The sequence below is a fragment of the Microbacterium sp. PI-1 genome, assembly GCF_004337555.1.
Taxonomy (GTDB): Bacteria; Actinomycetota; Actinomycetes; order Actinomycetales; family Microbacteriaceae; genus Microbacterium; species Microbacterium aurugineum.
In genome coordinates this window covers 116,227-135,702 of the sequence record NZ_SJYZ01000002.1, presented here as the reverse complement: position 1 = coordinate 135,702, position 19,476 = coordinate 116,227, and the positions used below count along the sequence as shown (strand labels likewise).

The 19,476-nt window shown below is 68.2% G+C and carries 18 protein-coding genes and 1 tRNA gene; 9 read left to right on the top strand and 10 right to left on the bottom strand.

Features of this window, described 5'->3' with window-relative positions:
* Positions 1-18: 18 nt before the first annotated feature.
* Both recO and E0W80_RS02580 read left to right on the top strand, forming a co-directional pair.
* On the top strand, positions 19-762 hold the full coding sequence (recO, locus tag E0W80_RS02585) for a DNA repair protein RecO (RefSeq protein ID WP_047519966.1): 744 nt from the start codon (positions 19-21) through the stop codon (positions 760-762).
* Positions 759-1,562 (top strand): isoprenyl transferase, encoded by an 804-nt coding sequence (locus E0W80_RS02580; RefSeq protein WP_131491188.1) that lies wholly within the window; start codon positions 759-761, stop codon positions 1,560-1,562. The genes recO and E0W80_RS02580 overlap by 4 nt, the downstream gene beginning before the upstream one ends.
* Here E0W80_RS02580 and E0W80_RS02575 read toward each other — a convergent pair.
* Positions 1,502-2,113, bottom strand: a complete 612-nt coding sequence (locus tag E0W80_RS02575) for an AAA family ATPase (protein ID WP_131491187.1) — start codon at positions 2,111-2,113, stop codon at positions 1,502-1,504. The genes E0W80_RS02580 and E0W80_RS02575 overlap by 61 nt on opposite strands.
* A gap of 69 nt (positions 2,114-2,182) precedes the next feature.
* Between E0W80_RS02575 and E0W80_RS02570 the strand changes: the two genes are divergently transcribed.
* Complete coding sequence (locus E0W80_RS02570) at positions 2,183-2,869, top strand: DsbA family oxidoreductase (RefSeq protein ID WP_047519972.1); 687 nt, start codon at positions 2,183-2,185, stop codon at positions 2,867-2,869.
* Here the strand turns inward: E0W80_RS02570 and E0W80_RS02565 are convergent.
* Entirely contained in the window at positions 2,866-3,360 is a 495-nt protein-coding gene (locus tag E0W80_RS02565) for a glutathione peroxidase (RefSeq protein ID WP_047519974.1), read from the bottom strand. The genes E0W80_RS02570 and E0W80_RS02565 overlap by 4 nt on opposite strands.
* Before the next feature lie 59 nt (positions 3,361-3,419).
* Between E0W80_RS02565 and dusB the strand changes: the two genes are divergently transcribed.
* From dusB to E0W80_RS02540, 5 genes are all read left to right on the top strand, one after another.
* Positions 3,420-4,571, top strand: coding sequence for a tRNA dihydrouridine synthase DusB (gene dusB / locus E0W80_RS02560; protein ID WP_131491186.1), 1,152 nt, complete (start codon positions 3,420-3,422; stop codon positions 4,569-4,571).
* Positions 4,561-5,946, top strand: a complete 1,386-nt coding sequence (locus tag E0W80_RS02555) for a deoxyguanosinetriphosphate triphosphohydrolase (RefSeq protein WP_131491185.1) — start codon at positions 4,561-4,563, stop codon at positions 5,944-5,946. Before dusB ends, E0W80_RS02555 begins: the two co-directional genes overlap by 11 nt.
* The gene (dnaG, locus tag E0W80_RS02550; RefSeq protein ID WP_131491184.1) at positions 5,946-7,808 is read left to right on the top strand and encodes a DNA primase; all 1,863 of its coding nucleotides are present in this window, start codon (positions 5,946-5,948) and stop codon (positions 7,806-7,808) included. Before E0W80_RS02555 ends, dnaG begins: the two co-directional genes overlap by 1 nt.
* A gap of 36 nt (positions 7,809-7,844) precedes the next feature.
* Positions 7,845-8,618, top strand: a complete 774-nt coding sequence (locus E0W80_RS02545) for an ATP-binding cassette domain-containing protein (RefSeq protein ID WP_131491183.1) — start codon at positions 7,845-7,847, stop codon at positions 8,616-8,618.
* Between the two features lie 96 nt (positions 8,619-8,714).
* Positions 8,715-8,790, top strand: a tRNA-Asn gene (locus E0W80_RS02540).
* Positions 8,791-8,862: 72 nt separating this feature from the next.
* Here the strand turns inward: E0W80_RS02540 and E0W80_RS02535 are convergent.
* Positions 8,863-9,351: a hypothetical protein gene (locus E0W80_RS02535; RefSeq protein ID WP_131491182.1), complete on the bottom strand. Its 489-nt coding sequence runs from the start codon at positions 9,349-9,351 to the stop codon at positions 8,863-8,865.
* Between the two features lie 5 nt (positions 9,352-9,356).
* Positions 9,357-9,923 carry a peptide deformylase gene (gene def / locus E0W80_RS02530; RefSeq protein ID WP_131491181.1) on the bottom strand — a complete coding sequence of 189 codons (567 nt, stop codon included), beginning with the start codon at positions 9,921-9,923 and terminating at the stop codon, positions 9,357-9,359.
* A gap of 61 nt (positions 9,924-9,984) precedes the next feature.
* On the opposite strand from def, the gene E0W80_RS02525 reads away from it, so the two are divergent.
* Complete coding sequence (locus E0W80_RS02525; protein WP_131491354.1) at positions 9,985-11,094, top strand: DMT family transporter; 1,110 nt, start codon at positions 9,985-9,987, stop codon at positions 11,092-11,094.
* A gap of 26 nt (positions 11,095-11,120) precedes the next feature.
* Here the strand turns inward: E0W80_RS02525 and pgl are convergent, their stop codons facing one another.
* The 6 genes from pgl to tkt are packed head-to-tail and all read right to left on the bottom strand — an operon-like array spanning position 11,121 to position 19,234.
* Positions 11,121-11,900, bottom strand: coding sequence for a 6-phosphogluconolactonase (gene pgl, locus E0W80_RS02520; protein ID WP_194239242.1), 780 nt, complete (start codon positions 11,898-11,900; stop codon positions 11,121-11,123).
* Positions 11,901-11,905: 5 nt separating this feature from the next.
* The gene (locus E0W80_RS02515) at positions 11,906-12,841 is read right to left on the bottom strand and encodes a glucose-6-phosphate dehydrogenase assembly protein OpcA (RefSeq protein ID WP_047519988.1); all 936 of its coding nucleotides are present in this window, start codon (positions 12,839-12,841) and stop codon (positions 11,906-11,908) included.
* Positions 12,838-14,388, bottom strand: coding sequence for a glucose-6-phosphate dehydrogenase (gene zwf / locus E0W80_RS02510; protein ID WP_047519990.1), 1,551 nt, complete (start codon positions 14,386-14,388; stop codon positions 12,838-12,840). Before zwf ends, E0W80_RS02515 begins: the two co-directional genes overlap by 4 nt.
* A gap of 21 nt (positions 14,389-14,409) precedes the next feature.
* Positions 14,410-16,017 carry a glucose-6-phosphate isomerase gene (locus E0W80_RS02505; RefSeq protein WP_131491179.1) on the bottom strand — a complete coding sequence of 536 codons (1,608 nt, stop codon included), beginning with the start codon at positions 16,015-16,017 and terminating at the stop codon, positions 14,410-14,412.
* Entirely contained in the window at positions 16,014-17,126 is a 1,113-nt protein-coding gene (gene tal / locus E0W80_RS02500; RefSeq protein WP_131491178.1) for a transaldolase, read from the bottom strand. Before tal ends, E0W80_RS02505 begins: the two co-directional genes overlap by 4 nt.
* Complete coding sequence (gene tkt, locus E0W80_RS02495) at positions 17,123-19,234, bottom strand: transketolase (protein WP_131491353.1); 2,112 nt, start codon at positions 19,232-19,234, stop codon at positions 17,123-17,125. Before tkt ends, tal begins: the two co-directional genes overlap by 4 nt.
* Positions 19,235-19,476: the final 242 nt, after the last annotated feature.

Here is a 19,476-nt window from a genome sequence, read left to right as displayed (position 1 = left end):
ACGGAGGATAATCGAAGGGTGCCCACCTATCGAGACGAAGCGGTGATCCTGCGCACCCACAAACTCGGTGAGGCGGATCGCATCGTCACGATGCTCTCCCGACGTCATGGCAAGGTCCGTGCGGTGGCGAAGGGGGTGCGCCGCACCTCGTCGAAGTTCGGCGCCAAGCTCGAGCCGTTCATGGTGGCCGATGTGCAGCTCTACCAGGGACGCTCGCTCGACATCGTGCAGCAGGCCGAGTCGCTCGGCTCCTACGGCGCGGACATCGCGGCGCACTACGACCGCTTCACCGCGGCGAACGCCATGGTGGAGACGGCCGATCGGCTGAGCGATGCCGAAGCGACCTCCGACCAGTACCTGCTCCTCGTCGGCGGACTGCGTGCTCTGTCGCGCGGCGAACACGGAGCACGGAGCATCCTCGACTCCTACCTGCTGCGGGTGATGTCCCTGTCGGGGTGGGCGCCGTCCCTCGACGAGTGCGCCCGATGCGGCGTCCCCGGCCCGCATGCGCGGTTCGTCGCACAGCTGGGCGGAGTGGTGTGCGAGAACTGCGCTCCGGCGGGAAGCCCGCGCGTCGCCGAGAGGACGCTGGCGCTGCTCCGCTCCCTCCTCGCGGGGGAGTGGGACGTGATCGATGCCGCTTCGCACGCCGACACGGCCGCAGCCTCCGGCCTCGTCTCCGCTTATGCCCAATGGCACCTGGAGCGCGGCATCCGCTCGCTCGCGCATGTGTCCGACATCCCCTCCGAAGGAGCACGGTGACTCCCAAGCCGTACACGCACAAAGACGCCGTTCCGTATCGTCCCTTGGACTGGACCGGTGTGTATCCTCCCGCTTTCGCTGCGGTGCCGGAGCACGTGGCGATCGTGATGGACGGCAACGGTCGGTGGGCGAATCGCCGGGGGCTCAATCGCATCGAAGGTCACAAGGCAGGGGAGGAGGTGCTCCTCGACGTGGTCGCCGGTGCGATCCAGGCCGGCGTGAAGCACCTCTCCGTGTACGCCTTCTCGACGGAGAACTGGGCGCGTTCCCCCGAAGAGGTCCGCTTCCTCATGGGATACAACCGTGACGTGCTGCACCGGCGACGCGATCAGCTGAACGAGTGGGGCGTGCGCATCCGGTGGGCGGGGCGCAAGCCGAGGCTCTGGGGAAGCGTCATCAAGGAGCTGCAGTACGCCGAGCAGCTGACCCGCGGCAACGACGTCCTCACCCTCACGATGTGCGTGAACTACGGCGGAAGGGTGGAGCTGGTCGACGCGATGCGAGCCATCGCCGAGGATGTCGCTGCCGGACGCGTGAAGCCGAAGGCGATCAGCGAGAAAATGGTCCGCCGCCACCTGTATGTGCCCGACATGCCGGACGTCGACCTGTTCCTGCGCAGCTCCGGGGAACAGCGCACCTCGAACTTCCTGCTCTGGGAGTCGGCGTATGCCGAGATGGTGTTCCTCGACACGCTCTGGCCGGACTTCTCCCGGGAGGAGCTGTGGCGGGCGATCGGGATCTACGTGGCGCGCGACCGTCGCTTCGGGGGCGCGATCGACACCCCGGACGCCTCAGCCTGAGAGCGCAGCCACCGCTCCGTCTCCCGCGGATGACGCAGCCGGACGATCGTGAGGTGGGGAAAGTCGTCCTGCAACGCGGGGAAGCGCTCGGCCCACTTGTGGAGCGTGGCCGTCTGCCACGCGAGGATGTTCTTCTCGGGATCGCGGCTGAGCATGTTCCACGGCCCCTTCTCGCGGTTGCCGTTCCAGAGCTCTCGTCGCAGGGCGCCGCGGGCCAGGGTGCGCCTGATCAGACGTCTGCGCACCACGGGATACGGATAGTCGAGCCAGATCGCGAGCTGCGCGCGCGGGGTGAGGACGGCATCCGTGCCTTTGCTCGTGTACTGCCACTCGGTGATCCAGCGGTCGTCCGACGCGAAGGCGCGTACGTCGTCGAGGAACTCCGGCCTCGGAGTCCAGCCCGGCCCATGGAACAGCCCGTCGATCTCGACGTGACGAAGGTCCCACATCTCCGCGATGCGACCTGCCAGTGTGGTCTTCCCCGACCCGGACACCCCTGCCACCAGCACCCGCTTCGGGCGGAAGGGGAGCGGGTCGTCCACGAAGAGCATCCGAGAATCCTATCCGCCGGTCCCCGCAGCAGCGGAATAGCTCACAGGCGCATGCGGTTGGATCAAAGTGTGACTGAACCCATCTCCATCGACATCTGGTCCGACATCGCCTGCCCCTGGTGCTACATCGGCAAGCGCAACCTCGAGAAGGGTCTCGAAGCCGTAGCTGCCGACGCGGATGCGCCGCAGGTCGACATCACGTTCCACTCGTTCGAGCTCTCACCCGACACCCCCGTCGACTTCGACGGGGACGAGATCGACTTCCTCGCCGGCCACAAGGGCATGCCCCGCGACCAGGTCGAGCAGATGCTGGCGAACGTGACCGGTGTCGCCGCCGACGCGGGGCTCCAGTACCGCTTCGATCTGCTGCAGCACACCAACACGGTGAAGGCGCACGAGCTGCTCCACTTCGCGAAGGCCGAGGGGTTGCAGCACGAGATGGAGGAGCGGCTCATGTCCGCCTACTTCACCGAGGGCAAGCATGTCGGGCGCATCGACGATCTCGTCGCGCTCGCTGTCGAGGTCGGTCTCGACGCCGACCGTGCTCGTGCGGCGCTGGAGAGTGAGCAGTACCTGCCCGCCGTGCGTCAGGACCAGGCTCAGGCGCGCGCCTACGGCATCCAAGGGGTGCCGTTCTTCGTCGTCGACGGCCAGTACGGCATCAGCGGTGCGCAGCCGCCGGCCGCATTCGAGAACGTCCTTCGCGATCTCTGGGCGAAGCGCGGGGAGACCGAGGCGGAGGCCGCCGCGGTCTAGCGGGGCAGCGCCGCTTCGATCGCGCTGACGATCTCGGGGGCGTCCGGCTTCTGCTTCGGACGGAAGCGCAGGACGTCCCCGTCCGGCAGCACGAGGAACTTCTCGAAGTTCCACTCCACCCGTCCGGCCTTCCCGCCGGCATCGGGGGTCTCCTTGAGTGCCTTGTAGAGCTCGGCGGCGTTCTTGCCGTTCACCTTGACCTTGTCGGTGACAGGGAAGCTCACGCCGTAGGTGGTCGAGCAGAACTCGAGGATCTCATCGACCGAACCCGGCTCCTGACCGAAGAACTGGTTGCACGGGAACCCGACCACGGTGAACCCGCGGTCACCGTAGAGACGCTGCAATTCCTCGAGCTGTTCGTACTGGGGCGTGAGGCCGCACTTCGACGCGACGTTCACCACCAGCACCACATCGGCGCCGAGATCGTCGAGCGTCTTCTGCTCGCCCTTCGCGTCGGTGAACGGGATCGTGCGGAGCGAGGATTCGGTCATATCCACAGCTTAGATCGCCGCATCCCTCTCGGCTCCGCGTCTGGGAGAATAGAGACGACATGACTCTCGCCACCACCGCCCGCCCCCTTCGCATCGGTCCGATCGATCTCGACGTGCCGGTCGTCCTCGCACCCATGGCGGGGATCACGAACACCGCATTCCGACGTCTGTGCCGTGAGTACGGAGCCGGACTCTATGTGAGCGAGATGATCACCTCGCGCGCACTCGTCGAACGCAACGAGACGACGATGCGACTCATCAGGCACCACGAGTCCGAGACCCCGCGCTCCATCCAGCTCTACGGCGTCGACCCGAAGACCATCGCGGAAGCGGTGCGCATCATCGTCGCCGAAGACCACGCCGATCACATCGACCTCAACTTCGGGTGTCCCGTGCCGAAGGTCACCCGTCGCGGCGGGGGAGCGGCGTTGCCCTGGAAGTCGAAGCTGTTCGCAGACATCGTCGATCAGGCCGTCAAAGCCGCCGGGGATGTGCCTCTCACCGTCAAGATGCGAAAGGGCATCGACAAGGATCACCTGACGTTCCTCGATGCCGGTCGAGCCGCCGAGGATGCCGGCGCGGCTGCTGTCGCGCTGCACGCGCGCACCGCGGGCGAGTTCTACTCCGGACACGCAGACTGGAACGCCATCGGTGAGCTGAAGCAGGCCGTCACCAGCATCCCGGTGCTCGGCAACGGCGACATCTGGTCGGCCGACGACGCCGTGCGGATGATGGCCCAGACCGACTGCGACGGGGTCGTGGTCGGTCGCGGTTGTCTCGGACGCCCGTGGCTGTTCGGCGAACTCGCCACGGCATTCGGGGGCGAGGGAAAGGTCGTCGACGCGACGCTCGGCTTCGTGGCGGACGCCTTCCGCCGACATGCCGAACTGCTCGTCGAGTTCTTCGAGGACGAGGACCGGGGCTGCCGGGATGTGCGCAAGCACGTGTCGTGGTACTTCAAGGGGTATCCGGTCGGTGGGGACATCCGGACGGGACTCGCCACCGCGTCCAGCCTGGCGGAGATCGACGAGCTGCTCGGACGGCTCGATCACACGGCGCCGTACCCCGGCGCGGACGCGGAGGGCCAGCGCGGACGGGCAGGACACCCCAAGCGCACGGCGCTGCCGGACAAGTGGTTGGAGTCGCGCGAGCTCGCGTCCTCCGCCTCGGAGATGATGCGTGGAGCGGAGATCGAGAACAGTGGCGGCTGACTCCCCGGTCGGGCTTCGCGCCGACGGCTACGATGCGCGAGACGCCGAGCGCTTCTTCGCCGAGACCCATCGATCCGAGCGCAACGACTTCGCCAGAGACCGCGCTCGCGTGCTGCACTCGGCCGCGCTGCGCCGTCTCGCCGCCAAGACGCAGGTGCTGAGCCCCGCGAGCACGGCGGACTTCGCGCGCAACCGACTGACCCACTCGCTCGAGGTGGCCCAGGTCGGACGGGAACTCGCGGTGGCACTCGGCGTCTCCGCGGATGTCGTCGATACCGCGTGTCTCAGCCACGATCTGGGACACCCGCCGTTCGGTCACAACGGCGAACGGGCACTCAACGAGTGGGCCGAGCACATCGGCGGCTTCGAGGGCAACGCGCAGTCGCTGCGCATCCTCACCCGGCTCGAGGCGAAGGTCCTCGACGATGATGACCGCTCCGTCGGCCTGAACCTGACCCGTGCGAGCCTCGACGCGACGTGCAAGTATCCGTGGACGGTGGACAGCCCCGTGCCGGATCCCGGGGGCCGCCTGAAGTTCGGCGTGTATCCCGAGGACGAGGCCGTCTTCCGCTGGATGCGCGAAGGCGCGCCTGGTCGGTTGCGCTGCATCGAGGCGGAGATCATGGATCTCTCCGACGACATCGCCTACTCGGTGCATGATTTCGAGGACGCGATCGTCAACGGCTACGTCGATGTCGCCCAGCTCGCGGACCCCCTCGCCCACGATGCCCTCGTCGGACGCATCCAGCAGTGGGTCGGATACGACTTCACCAGGGACGAACTCGCCGATGCCCTGTATCGCCTGGCATCCCAGCCGATGTGGCTCGCGTCGTTCGACCGTTCCCGTCAGGCTCTCGCCCGCCTGAAGAACCTGACGAGCGACCTGATCGGCCGCTTCGCCCGCGCGTCGGTCTCCGCCACCAAAGACGCCTACGGTTCGACCGCACTCGTGCGCTACAACGCGCACGTGATCGTGCCGCGGGTGGTCGAGGTCGAGATCGCTGTCCTGAAGGGGATCATGGGCCAGGCGATCGTGACGATCGAAGCGCGAAAAGGCGTCTACAAGGAGCAGCGGCGGGTGCTGAAGCGTCTCGCCGACGCGCTCTGGTCGACGGATGCGCTGTGGTCCGCCGGTTCGGACGTTCTCGAGCCCGCGTTCGCCGCGGACTTCGTGGCGGCCGAGGACGATGCCCAGCGTGCGAGGGTCGTGGTCGATCAGATCGCCAGCCTCACCGACCAGAGCGCGATCGACTGGCACAATCGCCTGGTCGGGGAGATCGATCCGGCCGAGGTCGGCATCTGGACCCCGCGTCACGCACGACCCGGTGCACGCGCGCACGCTGAGCGGCGACCCGTCGCCGAAGGGGCGCACTGATGCCACGCATCCGGCAGGCCGACGTCGACGAGGTCAAGGCGCGCACGAACATCGCGGACATCGTCGGTGAGCGGGTCGCTCTCAAGTCGGCCGGCGTGGGATCGCTCAAGGGCCTGTGCCCGTTCCACGATGAGAAGAGCCCCAGCTTTCACGTGCGTCAGCAGGTGGGCTACTACCACTGCTTCGGCTGCGGCGAGTCGGGCGATGTGTACTCGTTCCTGCGCGAGATGGATCACATCAGCTTCACTGAGGCCGTCGAGCGCCTGGCCGGACGCATCGGATACACCCTGCACTACGAAGACGGGGGAGCGGCCCCGGAGACGAGCGGTCGAAGTCGCCTCTACGCGGCGAACACGGCGGCGGCGGAGTTCTTCCGGGCGCAGCTGCTGTCGCCGGACGCCGAGGCCGGCCGTCGCTTCCTGGGAGAACGCGGATTCGACGCCGGTGCCGCCGCGCACTTCGGAGTGGGGTTCGCGCCGCGCGGGTGGGACGGGATGCTCAAGGCCCTCACGGCGCAGGGGTTCACCCGCGAGGAACTCAGCACGGCAGGACTCGTCTCGACCGGACAGCGGGGGGTCTACGACCGGTTCCGTGGGCGTCTGGTGTGGCCCATCCGCGACGTCTCCGGTCAGACGATCGGATTCGGCGCGCGCAAGCTCTTCGATGACGACAACGGGCCCAAATATCTGAACACCCCGGAGACCCCGATCTACAAGAAGGCGCAGGTCCTCTACGGACTCGACCTCGCGAAGCGGGACATCGCGCGGGGTGATCCTCGACGTGTCGTGGTGGTCGAAGGGTACACCGACGTGATGGCGTGCCACCTGGCCGGTCTCACGACGGCCATCGCGACCTGTGGCACGGCGTTCGGCACCGAACACATCAAGGTGCTGCGTCGTGTGATGGGCGACGACAACGCCTCGGGGGAGGTCGTGTTCACGTTCGACGGCGACGAGGCCGGTCAGAAGGCGGCGCTGCGTGCGTTCACCGAGGACGATCGATTCAACGCACAGACCTTCGTCGCGGTCGCACCGGATGGGCTCGACCCGTGCGATCTGCGACTCCAGCGGGGCGACGCCGCCGTGCGCGGACTGATGGACAAGAAGCAGCCGATGTTCGAGTTCGCGATCGACCGCAAGCTGGCCGGCTTCGACCTCGGCACGGTGGAAGGACGCGTCGGTGCTCTTCGCGCCGCAGCACCGATCGTGGCGGAGATCCGCGACCGGCTTCTGCGCCCGGGCTACGAACGGGTCCTGGCACGCCGGCTCGGGATGGATCCGACCGAGGTGCGCAGCGAGGTCGAGCGCGCGGCCCGCGGTGCCTCGATGGCTCCGCCGGTGCGTCGGGAGGCTCCGCAACAGGTCGATGGGGCGACGGGTGCGCCCGTGATGGCGCCGGTCACGCTGGCGACTCTGCCGCGCAGCCCCGATGTGGCCGTTGAGCGCGACGCCCTGATGGGCGCCCTGCAGTACGGGCATCAGGTCGACCAGGCACTGCTGAGCAGGGCACTGGCCGTGCCGTTCCGCACTCCGGGGCTGGACGCGGTGCGCGAAGCCGTGGTGGGGGCGCCGGATCGGACGAGGGCGGGCTGGGTGACGGAGGCGGTGAACGCGGTGCGTGAGCCGTATCGTTCGCTCGCCGGTGAACTGCTGATGACTCCGTTCCCTGCGCGCGACGAGGAGCGGGCCGTCGCGACCGTGTCAGACCTGGCCCGCAGACTCGTGCTGCGCCAGCTCGAGTCCGAGAAGCAGGAGCTCCTCGGGGCGGTGCAGCGTGTGCCCGCAGACTCCGACGGCGGACGTGCGCTGCGCATGCGCCTGCGCGACATCGACGCCGAGCGTCAACGCTTCGCCGAGTCGTAACCCCGCGCGGCATCGCGCAGCGGGCAGGATGGAGACATGTCCCGCAAGCCCGAACCCAAGAACGCCATCGATTGCTCCGATCTGGTGATCGACCGGATCGGTCATGGCATGCCGACGCGGGCCGTCGACGGTGTCACGTTCTCGCTCGCGCCCGGGGAGCTCATCTGCGTCGCGGGGCCGACCGGATCCGGGAAGTCGACGCTGGTGGCGGCCCTCGCCGGCTCCACCGATCCCTCGGTGAAGGTCGTCGGAGGCAGCGCACAGGTGTGCGGGGTGAACGTCCGCCGCCCCGGACGCAAGCACCGGATCCTCACCTATCGCGCCGGTTTCGTCCCCCAAGGGGCGGGCGCCGATCTTCCGCCGCGCCTGACGGTCAACGAGGTGATCGCCGAACCGATCCTGATCCGCGAACGGCGGGTCAACACCAAGGCTCTGTCGATCCGCGTGGCCACGCTGCTGGACGAACTCCACCTTCCGCTCGGGACGGCGGCGAAGTTCCCCTATGAGCTCAGCGCCGGTATGCGTCAGCGCGTGGCGATCGCCCGCTCCTTCGTCCTCGAGCCGCGGGTGCTCATCGCGGACGAGGTGCTCGCCAACCTCGACCTCGAGGTCCGCCCCGTGGTCTTCGATGCGATCACCCGACGCCGCAAGGAACAGTCGATGGCTGCGCTGCTCGTCACGAACGACGCGGACTTCATCCGCGAACTGAACGCCGAGACTCTCATGCTCCGTGGCGGTCATGTGGTCGCCCGCGGAGTCGGCCGGGATCTGCTCTGGGTGCCGAACGCGGAGTCGGATTCGCGGCGCTGACGCCGACACGCCCGGCATACGCGAACGGCGCCCCGGTGTCATGAACTACGTCGGGAGTTTGCTAAGCTTGTCGAGTTGCCCGCGCAGCGGGCGCATTCCTCGGTAGCTCAATTGGCAGAGCAGCCGGCTGTTAACCGGCAGGTTCTTGGTTCGAGTCCAAGCCGGGGAGCCAATGACGAAAGCCCCCTTTTCGGAGGGGGCTTTCGTCATTCCCATGGGCGCTCTGCGCACCCGGTGCGGAGGGTCAGCGGGCCGCGCCCTCGAGCGTTCCTTCGACGGGGCCGGCCGGATCGGCGAGCAGGCAGGAGAGCACGCGTCCGTCGGGCTGGTCCCAGGTCTCGGCCGTGGGGGGGATCAGATAGACGATGAGTGCCGACTCCTCTCGCGCGATCCCGACGAACTCGGTGAACGCCTCACCCACGCACTCCGTCGTGTATGCGTCGACCGTTTCGACGCTGAAGTCCTCCTCCAGCACGGTGACCTGGTGGAAGACCTCTTCGTCGTGCGGTTCGTCGCACGGCACGACCTCGGCGTCCTCGGGCATCCCGGAGGCGGCTTCGAGGCGGCAATCGCCGACCTGCACGGCAGGAGTCGTGACGTTTTCGGTCTCCACGCCGTCCGCCGTCGAGCTCGGCTCCGGTGCGGAGGCGGATCCACCACAACCGGTCAGAACGACCGAGAGGGTCAGGGCGCCGGTGGCGAGGAACAGGGAGAGTCCGGGATGGAGCTTCATTCGGGTCATCCTTCGAGGTCGTCCACGCCGGGCATCCAACTCGCGCCCGGGCGTCCCCATCCACGCTTGCGCGCGATCTTCTGCACGGTCTTCCAGTCCCCGTCGGAGAGGCGATCCACGTAGAGGATGCCGTCGAGGTGGTCGAACTCGTGTTGCATGATGCGGGCACGCCATCCGTCCACGTCGATCGAGACAGGCTGCCCGTCGAGGTCGGTCGCTGTGACGCGGACGCGCTCGGAGCGTCGAAGCGGGAACCGCTCGCCGGGGAAAGACAGGCAGCCCTCCGACTCCAGTTCCGGGTCGGGGTCGCCTGGCTCCAGGGGAACCATCCAGAGCTCCGGATTGATGAGCACGCCGCGCCAGGGCTCGTCGTCGTCGTCGACGTAGGCATAGGTGTAGATGCGCAGGGGGACGCCGACCTGAGGCGCGGCGAGCCCGACGCCCGGGGCGGTGTCCATCGTCTCGAACATGTCCTCGACGAGGGTGCGGATCTCGTCCGTGATCTCGTCGACGGGTGAAGCGGGGGAGTGCAGGACGGGGTCGCCCATGATGCGAATCGGTAGTACAGCCACGTCACAACCCTAGTCGGCACGATGCGGCAGGTAGGCTCATATCGTGACTGCTGGGGTGTGGATGAACGCGGTGGACGACGTCGGCGACCAGCTCGTCGGCGCCTTTCAGAACCCCGGTCTGCTTCTGGGGATCCCTCTCGCCCTCGCCGGCGCCGTCTTCATGTCGCTGGGAGCGCAGTATCAGCACCGCGGCGTGGAGAAGGTCGAGCGTCTCAGCGGCTCCGACGGCGCGTCAGGACTCAGCTTCGACCAGATCCGACGCCTGCTGACGCGGCCGTCGTGGCTCATCGGCACGTTGATGCTCGGGCTCGCCGTCGTCTGCCAGCTCGCGGCTCTGGTGAAGGCCCCGCTGATCGTCGTCCAGCCCCTCGGGGCGATCGCTCTCGTGATCACGACCCTCCTGAATGCGCGGGTCTCCGGTCACGCTCCGACGAAACAGTCGCTCACCGCCATCGTGTGCTGCGTCGGCGGCATCTTCCTCTTCGTCTTCTTCGCGGCGATCTATGCAACCGAGCAGGAGGTGACCGATCGTGAGCTCTTCGTGATCCTCGCTCTGCTCCTGGTGGTCATCATCATCCTCGGCGGCGGCTGGCTCATCCTCCGGCACCGCATGCGTGCGCTGTTCTACGTGATCGGCGCCGGCGTGCTCTACGGTTTCGTCGCCACGCTCGCGAAGGTCGTCATCAAGCGCATCGAGGCCGGGCAGTTCGAGTGGATCACGGCGATCTGCGTGCTCGCGCTCGTCGCCGCAGCAGCCGTCGGTGGCTACTTCGTGCAGACCGCGTACAGCTCGGGTCCGCCCGACCTCGTCATCGCCGGGCTCACGGTCGTCGATCCGCTCGTCGCCGTCGTCATCGGCATGGTCGTCCTCGGCGAAGCCGCGGCAGCTCCCCCCTGGGTGATGGCGATCTTCGTGATCGCGGGCGCCATCGCGGTGTGGGGAGTCGTCGGGCTCGCCCGCTACCACCCGCAGGTGCTCAGCGAGAGCCAGGAGCTGGGGATCGCGCGCGGCAGCACCTCGCCGGACACGGCCCAGACCACACCGGCCGCTGCCGGCACGTCCGTACCCCCTCCGGCCTCTCCCGGTACCCCCGGGGCCACGGATCGTCCGGACAACCCGGAGGATCCGCGCGAGCAGCCGTGGCGCTCCGGTTCGCCGGAACAGCCCTAGAACGGCACCCCAGCCGCGATGTCCGTTCAGTAGGCCTGATCGATGAGGTCGGGGGAGACCTCGGCGGCGGCGGCCTCGTCCACGAAGAACACCGTGCGCTTGCGTCCCTTGGCGCCGGCGGCGGGCACGCTCGTGTAGCTGGCACCGGCGAGGGCCAGACCCAGGGCAGAGGCCTTGTCTGCGCCGGTCAGCACCAGCCAGACGCGCTTCGACGAGTTCAGCACCGGACGTGTGAGCGTCACACGCTCCGGCGGCGGCTTGGGCGAGTCACGGACGGCGAGCACTGCGGCATCCGTGACCGTGACCTCATCCCGGTCGGGGAAGAGCGAGGCGACGTGGCCGTCGGGTCCCACTCCGAGGAAGCACACGGCGAAGGACGGCCATGCGTGGTCTTCGGTGCCGAAGCGGGCGAGCTCCGCCGCATAGGCTGCGGCAGACTCGTCCAGAGTGAGCCCGGTGTCGGGGCCGGCCACCTCATGCACGTTCTCGGCGGGTACCGGGATGTGGTCGAGCAGAGCCTGCCGCGACTGCAGGGAATTGCGGTCGGCGTCATCGCGCGGAACGAATCGCTCGTCACCCCACCAGAAGTGCACCAGCGACCAGTCGATCTCGGCCGACCGAGGGTCTTCCAGGGTCGCGCGCAACACCGCTCCGCCCATCGATCCGCCGGTCAGGGCGATGTGGGCCAGACGACCGTTCCTCGTGCGCGCGCGGACACGCGTCAGGAATCGATCGGCGACACGGTGGGCGAGGGCGGCAGGTGTGGATTCCACCACGACCCGCTTCTCTGCGGATGATACCTGCATCGACGTCACTCTCCAGTCTCGGGCGGACCCAGCTTCTCCCAGCCCTCGGTGATGACTCGACCGTACAGGACATCGGGGTCCAACCGACGCAGCTCCTCCGCGAGGCACTCACGAAGGGTCCGGCGCGGCAGGTGGAGGTCGTGGTTCGGCTGTCCGGGCTGCGTGAGCACCGCGACGCCCGGCGTCGGGCGCTCCAGCAGGATGTCGCCGGACTCACGGGTCAGGCGCACGGACTTGATGCCCTCTTCCCAGTGCTCAGGATCCTCGTACGACCAGCGCACCCGAACCTCGAGCGCCATCTGCAGCCAGGCGGCCAGCAGAGCGGTGGACGGGGAAGCCGCGGCTCCACGGACCTCGACGCCGGTGATCGGCTCGTAGGGCGGCTGATCCAGCACGGCCGCCAGTTGTTCACGCCAGTGCGTCAGCCGGGTCCAGGCGAGGTCGGTGTCACCGGGGGCGTGGGTCTCGCCGAGGAGGGCGAGCCGGTCGCGGACGTCGCTCGCCGTCGCCGCATCCGTGATGCGTCGCTGGGCGATCTTGCCGAGTGGTGACTGCGCCGGTGCGACCGGAGCTGCTTCGGGCCACCACGCGACGACGGGAGCATCCGGCAGGAGGAGGCCGGTGATCAGGCTCTCCTCGTTGCTGGCGGCGTCACCGAAGGCACGGAGGACGACGACCTCGCTGGCGCCGGCGTCCCCGCCGACGCGGATCTGCGCATCGAGGCGGGAATCCCCTTCGCCGGTCGTGAGCACGATGACGCGCATGGGGTGCTCGCGGGACGCATCGTTGGCGGCATCGATGGCGGCCTCGGCCACCCCGTTGCGTGCGGAGATGACCAGGGTGAGGACACGACCGAGAGCGACGGCGCCGCCCTCCTCGCGTACCTTGACCAGCTGCTTCGCGACCTGGCTGACGGTGGTGTCGGGAAGATCGATGATCACGGGCGTCTCCAGACTCGTCCATCGCGGGCCAGCAGGTCGTCGGCTGATGCCGGTCCCCACGAGCCTGGCGCGTACTGCTCGACCGGGCCGCCCTCGGCGGCCCAGTACTTCTCGACGGGATCGAGAATCTTCCAGGAGAGCTCGACCTCCTCGTGCCGCGGGAACAGCGGCGGGTCGCCCAGGAGGACGTCGAGGATCAGACGCTCGTACGCCTCGGGGCTCGCCTCGGTGAACGCGTGGCCGTAGCCGAAGTCCATCGTGACGTCGCGGACGTTGGATCCGCTGCCCGGAACCTTCGAGCCGAACCGGATGGTGACGCCCTCGTCGGGCTGCACCCGGATGACGAGCGCATTCTGTCCGAGTTCCGAGGCGTTGCCACGCCCGAACAGGTGCTGGGGTGCGCGCTTGAAGACCACGGCGATCTCGGTCACACGGCGTCCGAGACGCTTGCCGGTGCGCAGGTAGAACGGCACCCCGGCCCACCGACGCGTGTCGATCTCGAGCTTGATGGCCGCGTAGGTCTCCGTGGTCGACTCGGGGTTCATCCCCTCCTCCGCCAGGAAGCCGGTCACCTGCTCGCCGCCCTGCCAGCCGCCGTCGTACTGCCCACGCGCGGTGGCGAGGGAGAGGTCCTCCGGGACGTGGACGGCAGCGAGCACCTTCTCCTTCTCAGCACGCAGGTCCGCAGCCGACAGGCTGATCGGCTCTTCCATGGCGGTCAGGGCGAGGAGCTGGAGGAGGTGGTTCTGAATCACGTCGCGCGCGGCGCCGATGCCGTCGTAGTAACCGGCCCGGCCGCCCACGCCGATGTCCTCGGCCATGGTGATCTGCACATGATCGACGTAGTTGCGGTTCCAGATCGGCTCGTACAACTCGTTCGCGAAGCGCAGCGCCAGGATGTTCTGGACCGTCTCCTTGCCCAGGTAGTGGTCGATGCGGAAGATCGAGTCGGCCGGGAAGGCCACTTCGAGCGCAGCGTTGAGGGCACGCGCGGACTCGAGGTCATGTCCGAAGGGCTTCTCGATCACCACCCGCCGCCAGCGCTCGTCATCGTCGCTGTTCTCGCCGACGAGCCCGGAATCCTTCAGCTGCTTGGCGACGAGCGGGAAGTCCTTCGGCGGGATCGACAGGTAGAACGCGTGGTTCCCCATGGTGCCGCGTTCGAGGTCGAGCTTCTCGACGGTCTCACGAAGCTTGTGGAACGAGTCCGGGTTGTCGAACTCACCCGAGACGAAGCGGATGCCCTGCAGCAGCTGAGTCCACGTCTCTTCGCGGAACGGCGTCCGGGCGTGCTCCTTCACCGCGTCGTAGACGACCTGCGCGAAGTCCTGGTCTTCCCAGTCCCGGCGAGCGAACCCGACCAGGGCGAACCCCGGAGGAAGCAGCCCGCGGTTGGCGAGATCGTAGACCGCGGGCATCAGCTTCTTGCGTGAGAGGTCACCGGTGACGCCGAAGATCACGAGGGCGCTGGGCCCCGCGATCCGATTGAGGCGGCGGTCATCGGGGTCACGCAGCGGGTTGTGCCCGCGCGAGAGGGGAACAGACATCAGTGGGGGATTCTCCTGCTGTTACTTCTGTGCGGCTTCGAAGAGGGCGAGCACGTCGTCCGAGGACTCGGTGATCGTCAGCGTGACGACGGGACGTCCGTGCTCGGCGAGCACAGCGGCGTCACCGGCGGCCTGGGCCTGGATGAGCTGCCCGAAGGTGAAGGGACGATCCGGGATCTCGAGATCGACGTCCGTGCGCTCGAGGATCTGCAGGAACACCCCCTGCGCGGGACCGCCCTTGTGATACTGGCCGGTCGAGTGCAGGAACCGCGGACCCCATCCGAAGGTGGTCGGTCGTCCGGAGTCGGCGGCCACCAGTTCGCGCAGCCCCTGGAGCTGAGGCACCTCGAGCCGGTTGACGTAGGCCTGGATCGACACGTAGCCGTCGGCGGGGAGCTGCGCCCAGAGTGCGTCCAGGACGCCCTCGACGGTGCCGGAGGCCGCGAGTGCCGGGTCGGACACACGCACCTCGACGCCGTTCTCGACGAAGGCCGGGGCGGTCGGCTCGGGGCGTGCGTCGAGAAGGCCACGGGCAGCGACCTTGGCCGATTCGACATCGGGCTGATCGAAGGGGTTGATGTGCAGCAGGTGGCCCGCGATCGCGGTCGCGTACTCCCAGACGATGAGCTGCGCGCCGAGCGTCCCGCTGACGAGGATCTCGCCCTCGTAGCGTTCGTGCAGGTGGAACTCGTTCGCGTCGTCGACGAGCCGCACGATCTGCAGGTCGGCGGGCACCGGGTCGAGCTCCGGCGAGACCGGAAGGAGGACGACCGGGAGGATACCGGTACCGTCCTTGCCGGTGGACTCGGCGATGAGCTGCTCGATCCAGTCCGGCAGACCCTTGATGTGCGTGCCGTCCGTGATCAGACCGAGCTTGTCGCGACGGGGGTTCGTCGCGGCGATGGCCGCACCGAGGCGGAGCGCCGGGTTCTCGGCGGAGTCGACGGCCACCTCGAGCGACGAGGCCTCGGCTTCGTTCAGCAGCTCGTCGATGTCGACGCCCGCGAGACCTGTCGGCACCAGTCCGAACGCTGTGAGCGCTGAGTAGCGCCCTCCGACGTTCGGGTCGGCGTTGAAGACGCGGTACCCTGCTTCGCGCGCCGACGCATCGAGCGGGGAACCGGGGTCGGTCACGACGACGATGCGTTCCACGGGATCGATGCCGAGGTCGCGGAAAGCGGCCTCGAAGGTACGACGCTGCGAGTCGGTCTCGACCGTGGACCCGGACTTCGACGACACGACCAGAACGGTGCCCTCGAGCCCTTCATCCAGGGCGGCGAGCACCTGGCCGGGAGCGGTCGAGTCGAGGATGGTCAGCGGCACCCCTGCGGTCTGTGCGATGACCTCGGGAGCGAGCGAGGAGCCTCCCATGCCCGCCAGGACGACCCGCGTGACCCCTTTGGCGTGGAGGTCGTCGCGCAGGGCGACGATCTCGGCGACGAGGGGGCGCGAGACCGAGACGGCCTCGACCCATCCGAGCCGGATCGACGCCTCCGCCTCTGCCGCGGTACCCCAGAGCGTGGGATCTCCGCCGGTGATGCGGGAAGCGACGAGATCGTGGACGAGGCTCGGCACCGTCTCATCGATCGCGGCGCGCGCGGCTCCGGATGCGTGGATGGAGAACGTCATCGCTGGGACTCCAGACCTTCGGCGACCTGCGTCAGCAGATCGTGCCACGAGTCGATGAACTTCGCGACGCCCTCGTCCTCGAGCACCTGGGTGACATCGGTGAAGTCGATGCCGACCTCGGCGAGTCCGGCGAAGACGGCGCGGGCCTCTTCGTAGCCGCCCGTGATCGTGTCGCCGGTGACGACGCCGTGGTCGAACGTCGCCTCGAGGGTCTTCTCCGGCATCGTGTTGACGACGCCCTGAGCGACGAGCTCGGTCACGTAGAGGGTGTCGGGGAGTGCGGGATCCTTCACGCCCGTCGAAGCCCACAGCGGACGCTGCGGGTTGGCTCCGGCATCGAGCAGGGTCTTGGCGCGGTCACCGGCGAAGCTCTGCTCGAAGAGCTCGTAGGCGAGGCGGGCGTTCGCCAGGCCCGCCTTGCTCTTGAGCGCCTCCGCGGCGTCGGTCCCGATGGCGCTGAGACGCTTGTCCGTCTCGGTGTCGACCCGGGAGACGAAGAACGAGGCGACCGAGTGGATGGTCGACAGGTCGATGCCGGCTGCCTTCGCGGTCTCGAGTCCGGTGAGGTAGGCGTCGATGACCTCGGCGTAGCGCTCGAGGCTGAAGATCAGCGTGACGTTGACGCTGATCCCGGCACCGATCGCCTCGGAGATCGCCGGGAGACCCGCCTTGGTCGCCGGGATCTTGACGAGCAGGTTGGGGCGGTCGATCTTCGCCCACAGCTCCTTGGCCTGTGCCACGGTGCCCGCGGTGTCGTGGGCGAGGTCGGGGGAGACCTCGATCGAGACACGACCGTCGACGTGGTCTGACGCTTCCCAGACCGGACGGAAGACGTCGAGTGCCGCGGCCACGTCCTGCGTGGTGGCGGCGAAGACCGCCTCCTCGGCGCTCGCCCCGGATGCCGCGAGCTCGGTCACCTGCGCGTCGTACGAGGTGTCGTTCTTATCCGTGATCGCGTTCGCGAAGATCGTCGGGTTCGTGGTGACTCCGACGATGTCGCGCGACGAGATCAGCTCGGCGAGGTTGCCGGAGGAGATGCGGGTGCGGGAGAGGTCGTCGAGCCAGATGCTGACACCTGCGGCGGCGAGCTGTGCGGTGGGGGTGCTCATGCGTTCTCCTTGGTGCTGTGTGCGGCGATGGTCTCGCGTGCGGCCGCGATGACGGCCTCGGTCGTGATTCCGAATTTTTCGAACAGGGTCTTGTAGTCCGCGGAGGCACCGAAGTGGTCGATGCCGATCGAGCGACCGCGGTCGCCGACGATCTCGCGCCAGCCGAGCACCGATCCCGCCTCCACGGAGACGCGGGCCGTGACGGAAGCCGGGAGCACGCTCTCACGGTACGCCTCGTCCTGCTCGTGGAACCACTCCAGCGAAGGAGCGGAGACGACGCGAACGTTCACACCTTCCGCGGCCAGCGCCTCGCGGGCGCCCACGGCGAGCTGCACCTCCGAGCCGGTCGCGATGATGATGACGTCTGGCGTTCCGTTCGGTGCTTCGGCCAGGACGTAGGCGCCCTTGGACGCGTTGTCGGCGGAGGCGAACACATCACCCGAGGCCGCACCGTCGCCGCGCTCGAACACCGGGATGTTCTGCCGCGTGAGGGCGATGCCGGCGGGGCCCCCGTGGCGACGCAGGATCTCCAGCCAGGCGGCCGAGGTCTCGTTCGCGTCCGCCGGGCGCACGACCGTGAAGTTCGGGATCGCGCGGAGGGTGGCGAGCTGCTCGATCGGCTGGTGGGTGGGCCCGTCCTCGCCGAGGGCGACTGAGTCGTGCGTCCAGACGAAGACGGACGGGATGTCCATGAGCGCCGCGAGGCGAACCGCGGGCCGCATGTAGTCGCTGAAGATCAGGAACGTGCCGCCGAACGCGCGGGTCGGGCCGTGCAGCACGATGCCGTTCACGATCGCACCCATGGCGTGCTCGCGGATGCCGAAATGCAGCACGCGTCCGTAGGGGTTGCCCGACCACTCGTGGGTCGACCACTCGGTGGGGATGAACGACGGCGCATCCTTGATGGTCGTGAGGTTCGACTCGGCGAGGTCAGCCGATCCGCCCCACAGCTCGGGGAGCTCGGCGGCGAGGGCGTTGATGACCTGGCCGGATGCGGCGCGGGTCGACACCTCCTTGCCGGACTCGAACACGGGCAGCGCGCCGGTGATGTCGGCCGGGAGCTCCTGGGCCTCGAGCCGGTCGAGCAGGGCCTTCTTCTCCGGGTTGGCTGATGCCCAGGCGTCGAACGACTCCTGCCACGCGGCACGTGCCTCGGCAGCGCGAGCGGCGAGACCACGCGTGTGCGCGATGACCTCGTCGGCGACCACGAAGTTCTGGTCGGGGTCGAAGCCGAGGACCTTCTTGGTCGCGGCCAGCTCGTCGGCACCCAGGGCGGAGCCGTGGATCTTGCCGGAGTTCTGCTTGCCGGGCGAGGGCCAGCCGATGATCGTCTTGAGGATGATGAGCGACGGCTTCGAGGTCTCGCCCTGAGCCGCCTCGATGGCCGCGTTGAGCTCGGCGACGTCTTCGACGTACTCGCCGGTCTTCTTCCAGTCGACGACCTGGACCTGCCAGCCGTAGGACTCGTAACGCTTCGCGACGTCCTCGGTGAAGGCGACGTTGGTGTCGTCCTCGATCGAGATCTGGTTGGAGTCGTAGATCGCGATCAGATTGCCGAGCTGCTGGTGGCCGGCCAGAGAGGAGGCTTCGCTCGTGACGCCCTCCTGCAGGTCGCCGTCACCGGCGATCACGTACACGAAGTGGTCGAACGGACTCGTGCCCGCAGCGGCTTCGGGGTCGAACAGGCCGCGTTCGTAGCGGGCGGCGTAGGCGAAGCCCACGGCCGAGGCGAGTCCCTGGCCGAGAGGTCCGGTCGTGATCTCGACGCCCTTGGTGTGCCCGTACTCCGGGTGTCCGGGGGTCAGCGAGCCCCACGTGCGAAGCGCCTTCAGGTCGTCGAGCTCGAGCCCGAAACCGCCGAGGTATAGCTGCACGTACTGGGTGAGGGAGGAGTGCCCCACGGACAGGATGAAGCGGTCGCGGCCCAGCCAGTCGGTGTCGGTCGGATCGTGGCGGAGCACCCGCTGGTAGAGGAGATACGCGGCCGGAGCGAGGCTCATCGCCGTGCCGGGGTGCCCGTTGCCGACCTTCTCAACGGCATCGGCCGCCAGGATCCGGGCGGTGTCCACCGCACGTCGATCGATCTCATCCCACTGCAATTCCGACACGTTCATGCCCTTTCCGACAGTTTCGAGGGCGCCCGTATTCCCTGGCGCATCCGCAACTTCCCTGGCGCATCCTGCACCGTCGCGGGGACGGGTGGAGGGGAGTGCGCAGCGCCGGGCGCGCGAGTGCTTTCAGCATAGCGAAGACGACTGTCGTGCTACGCGGATCGACGGCGCAGAGGACGTCACGCCGTGTCATACACTGGAGAGGTTGTCCGGTTACGTGCGCGGAGGAGGCGATCGAG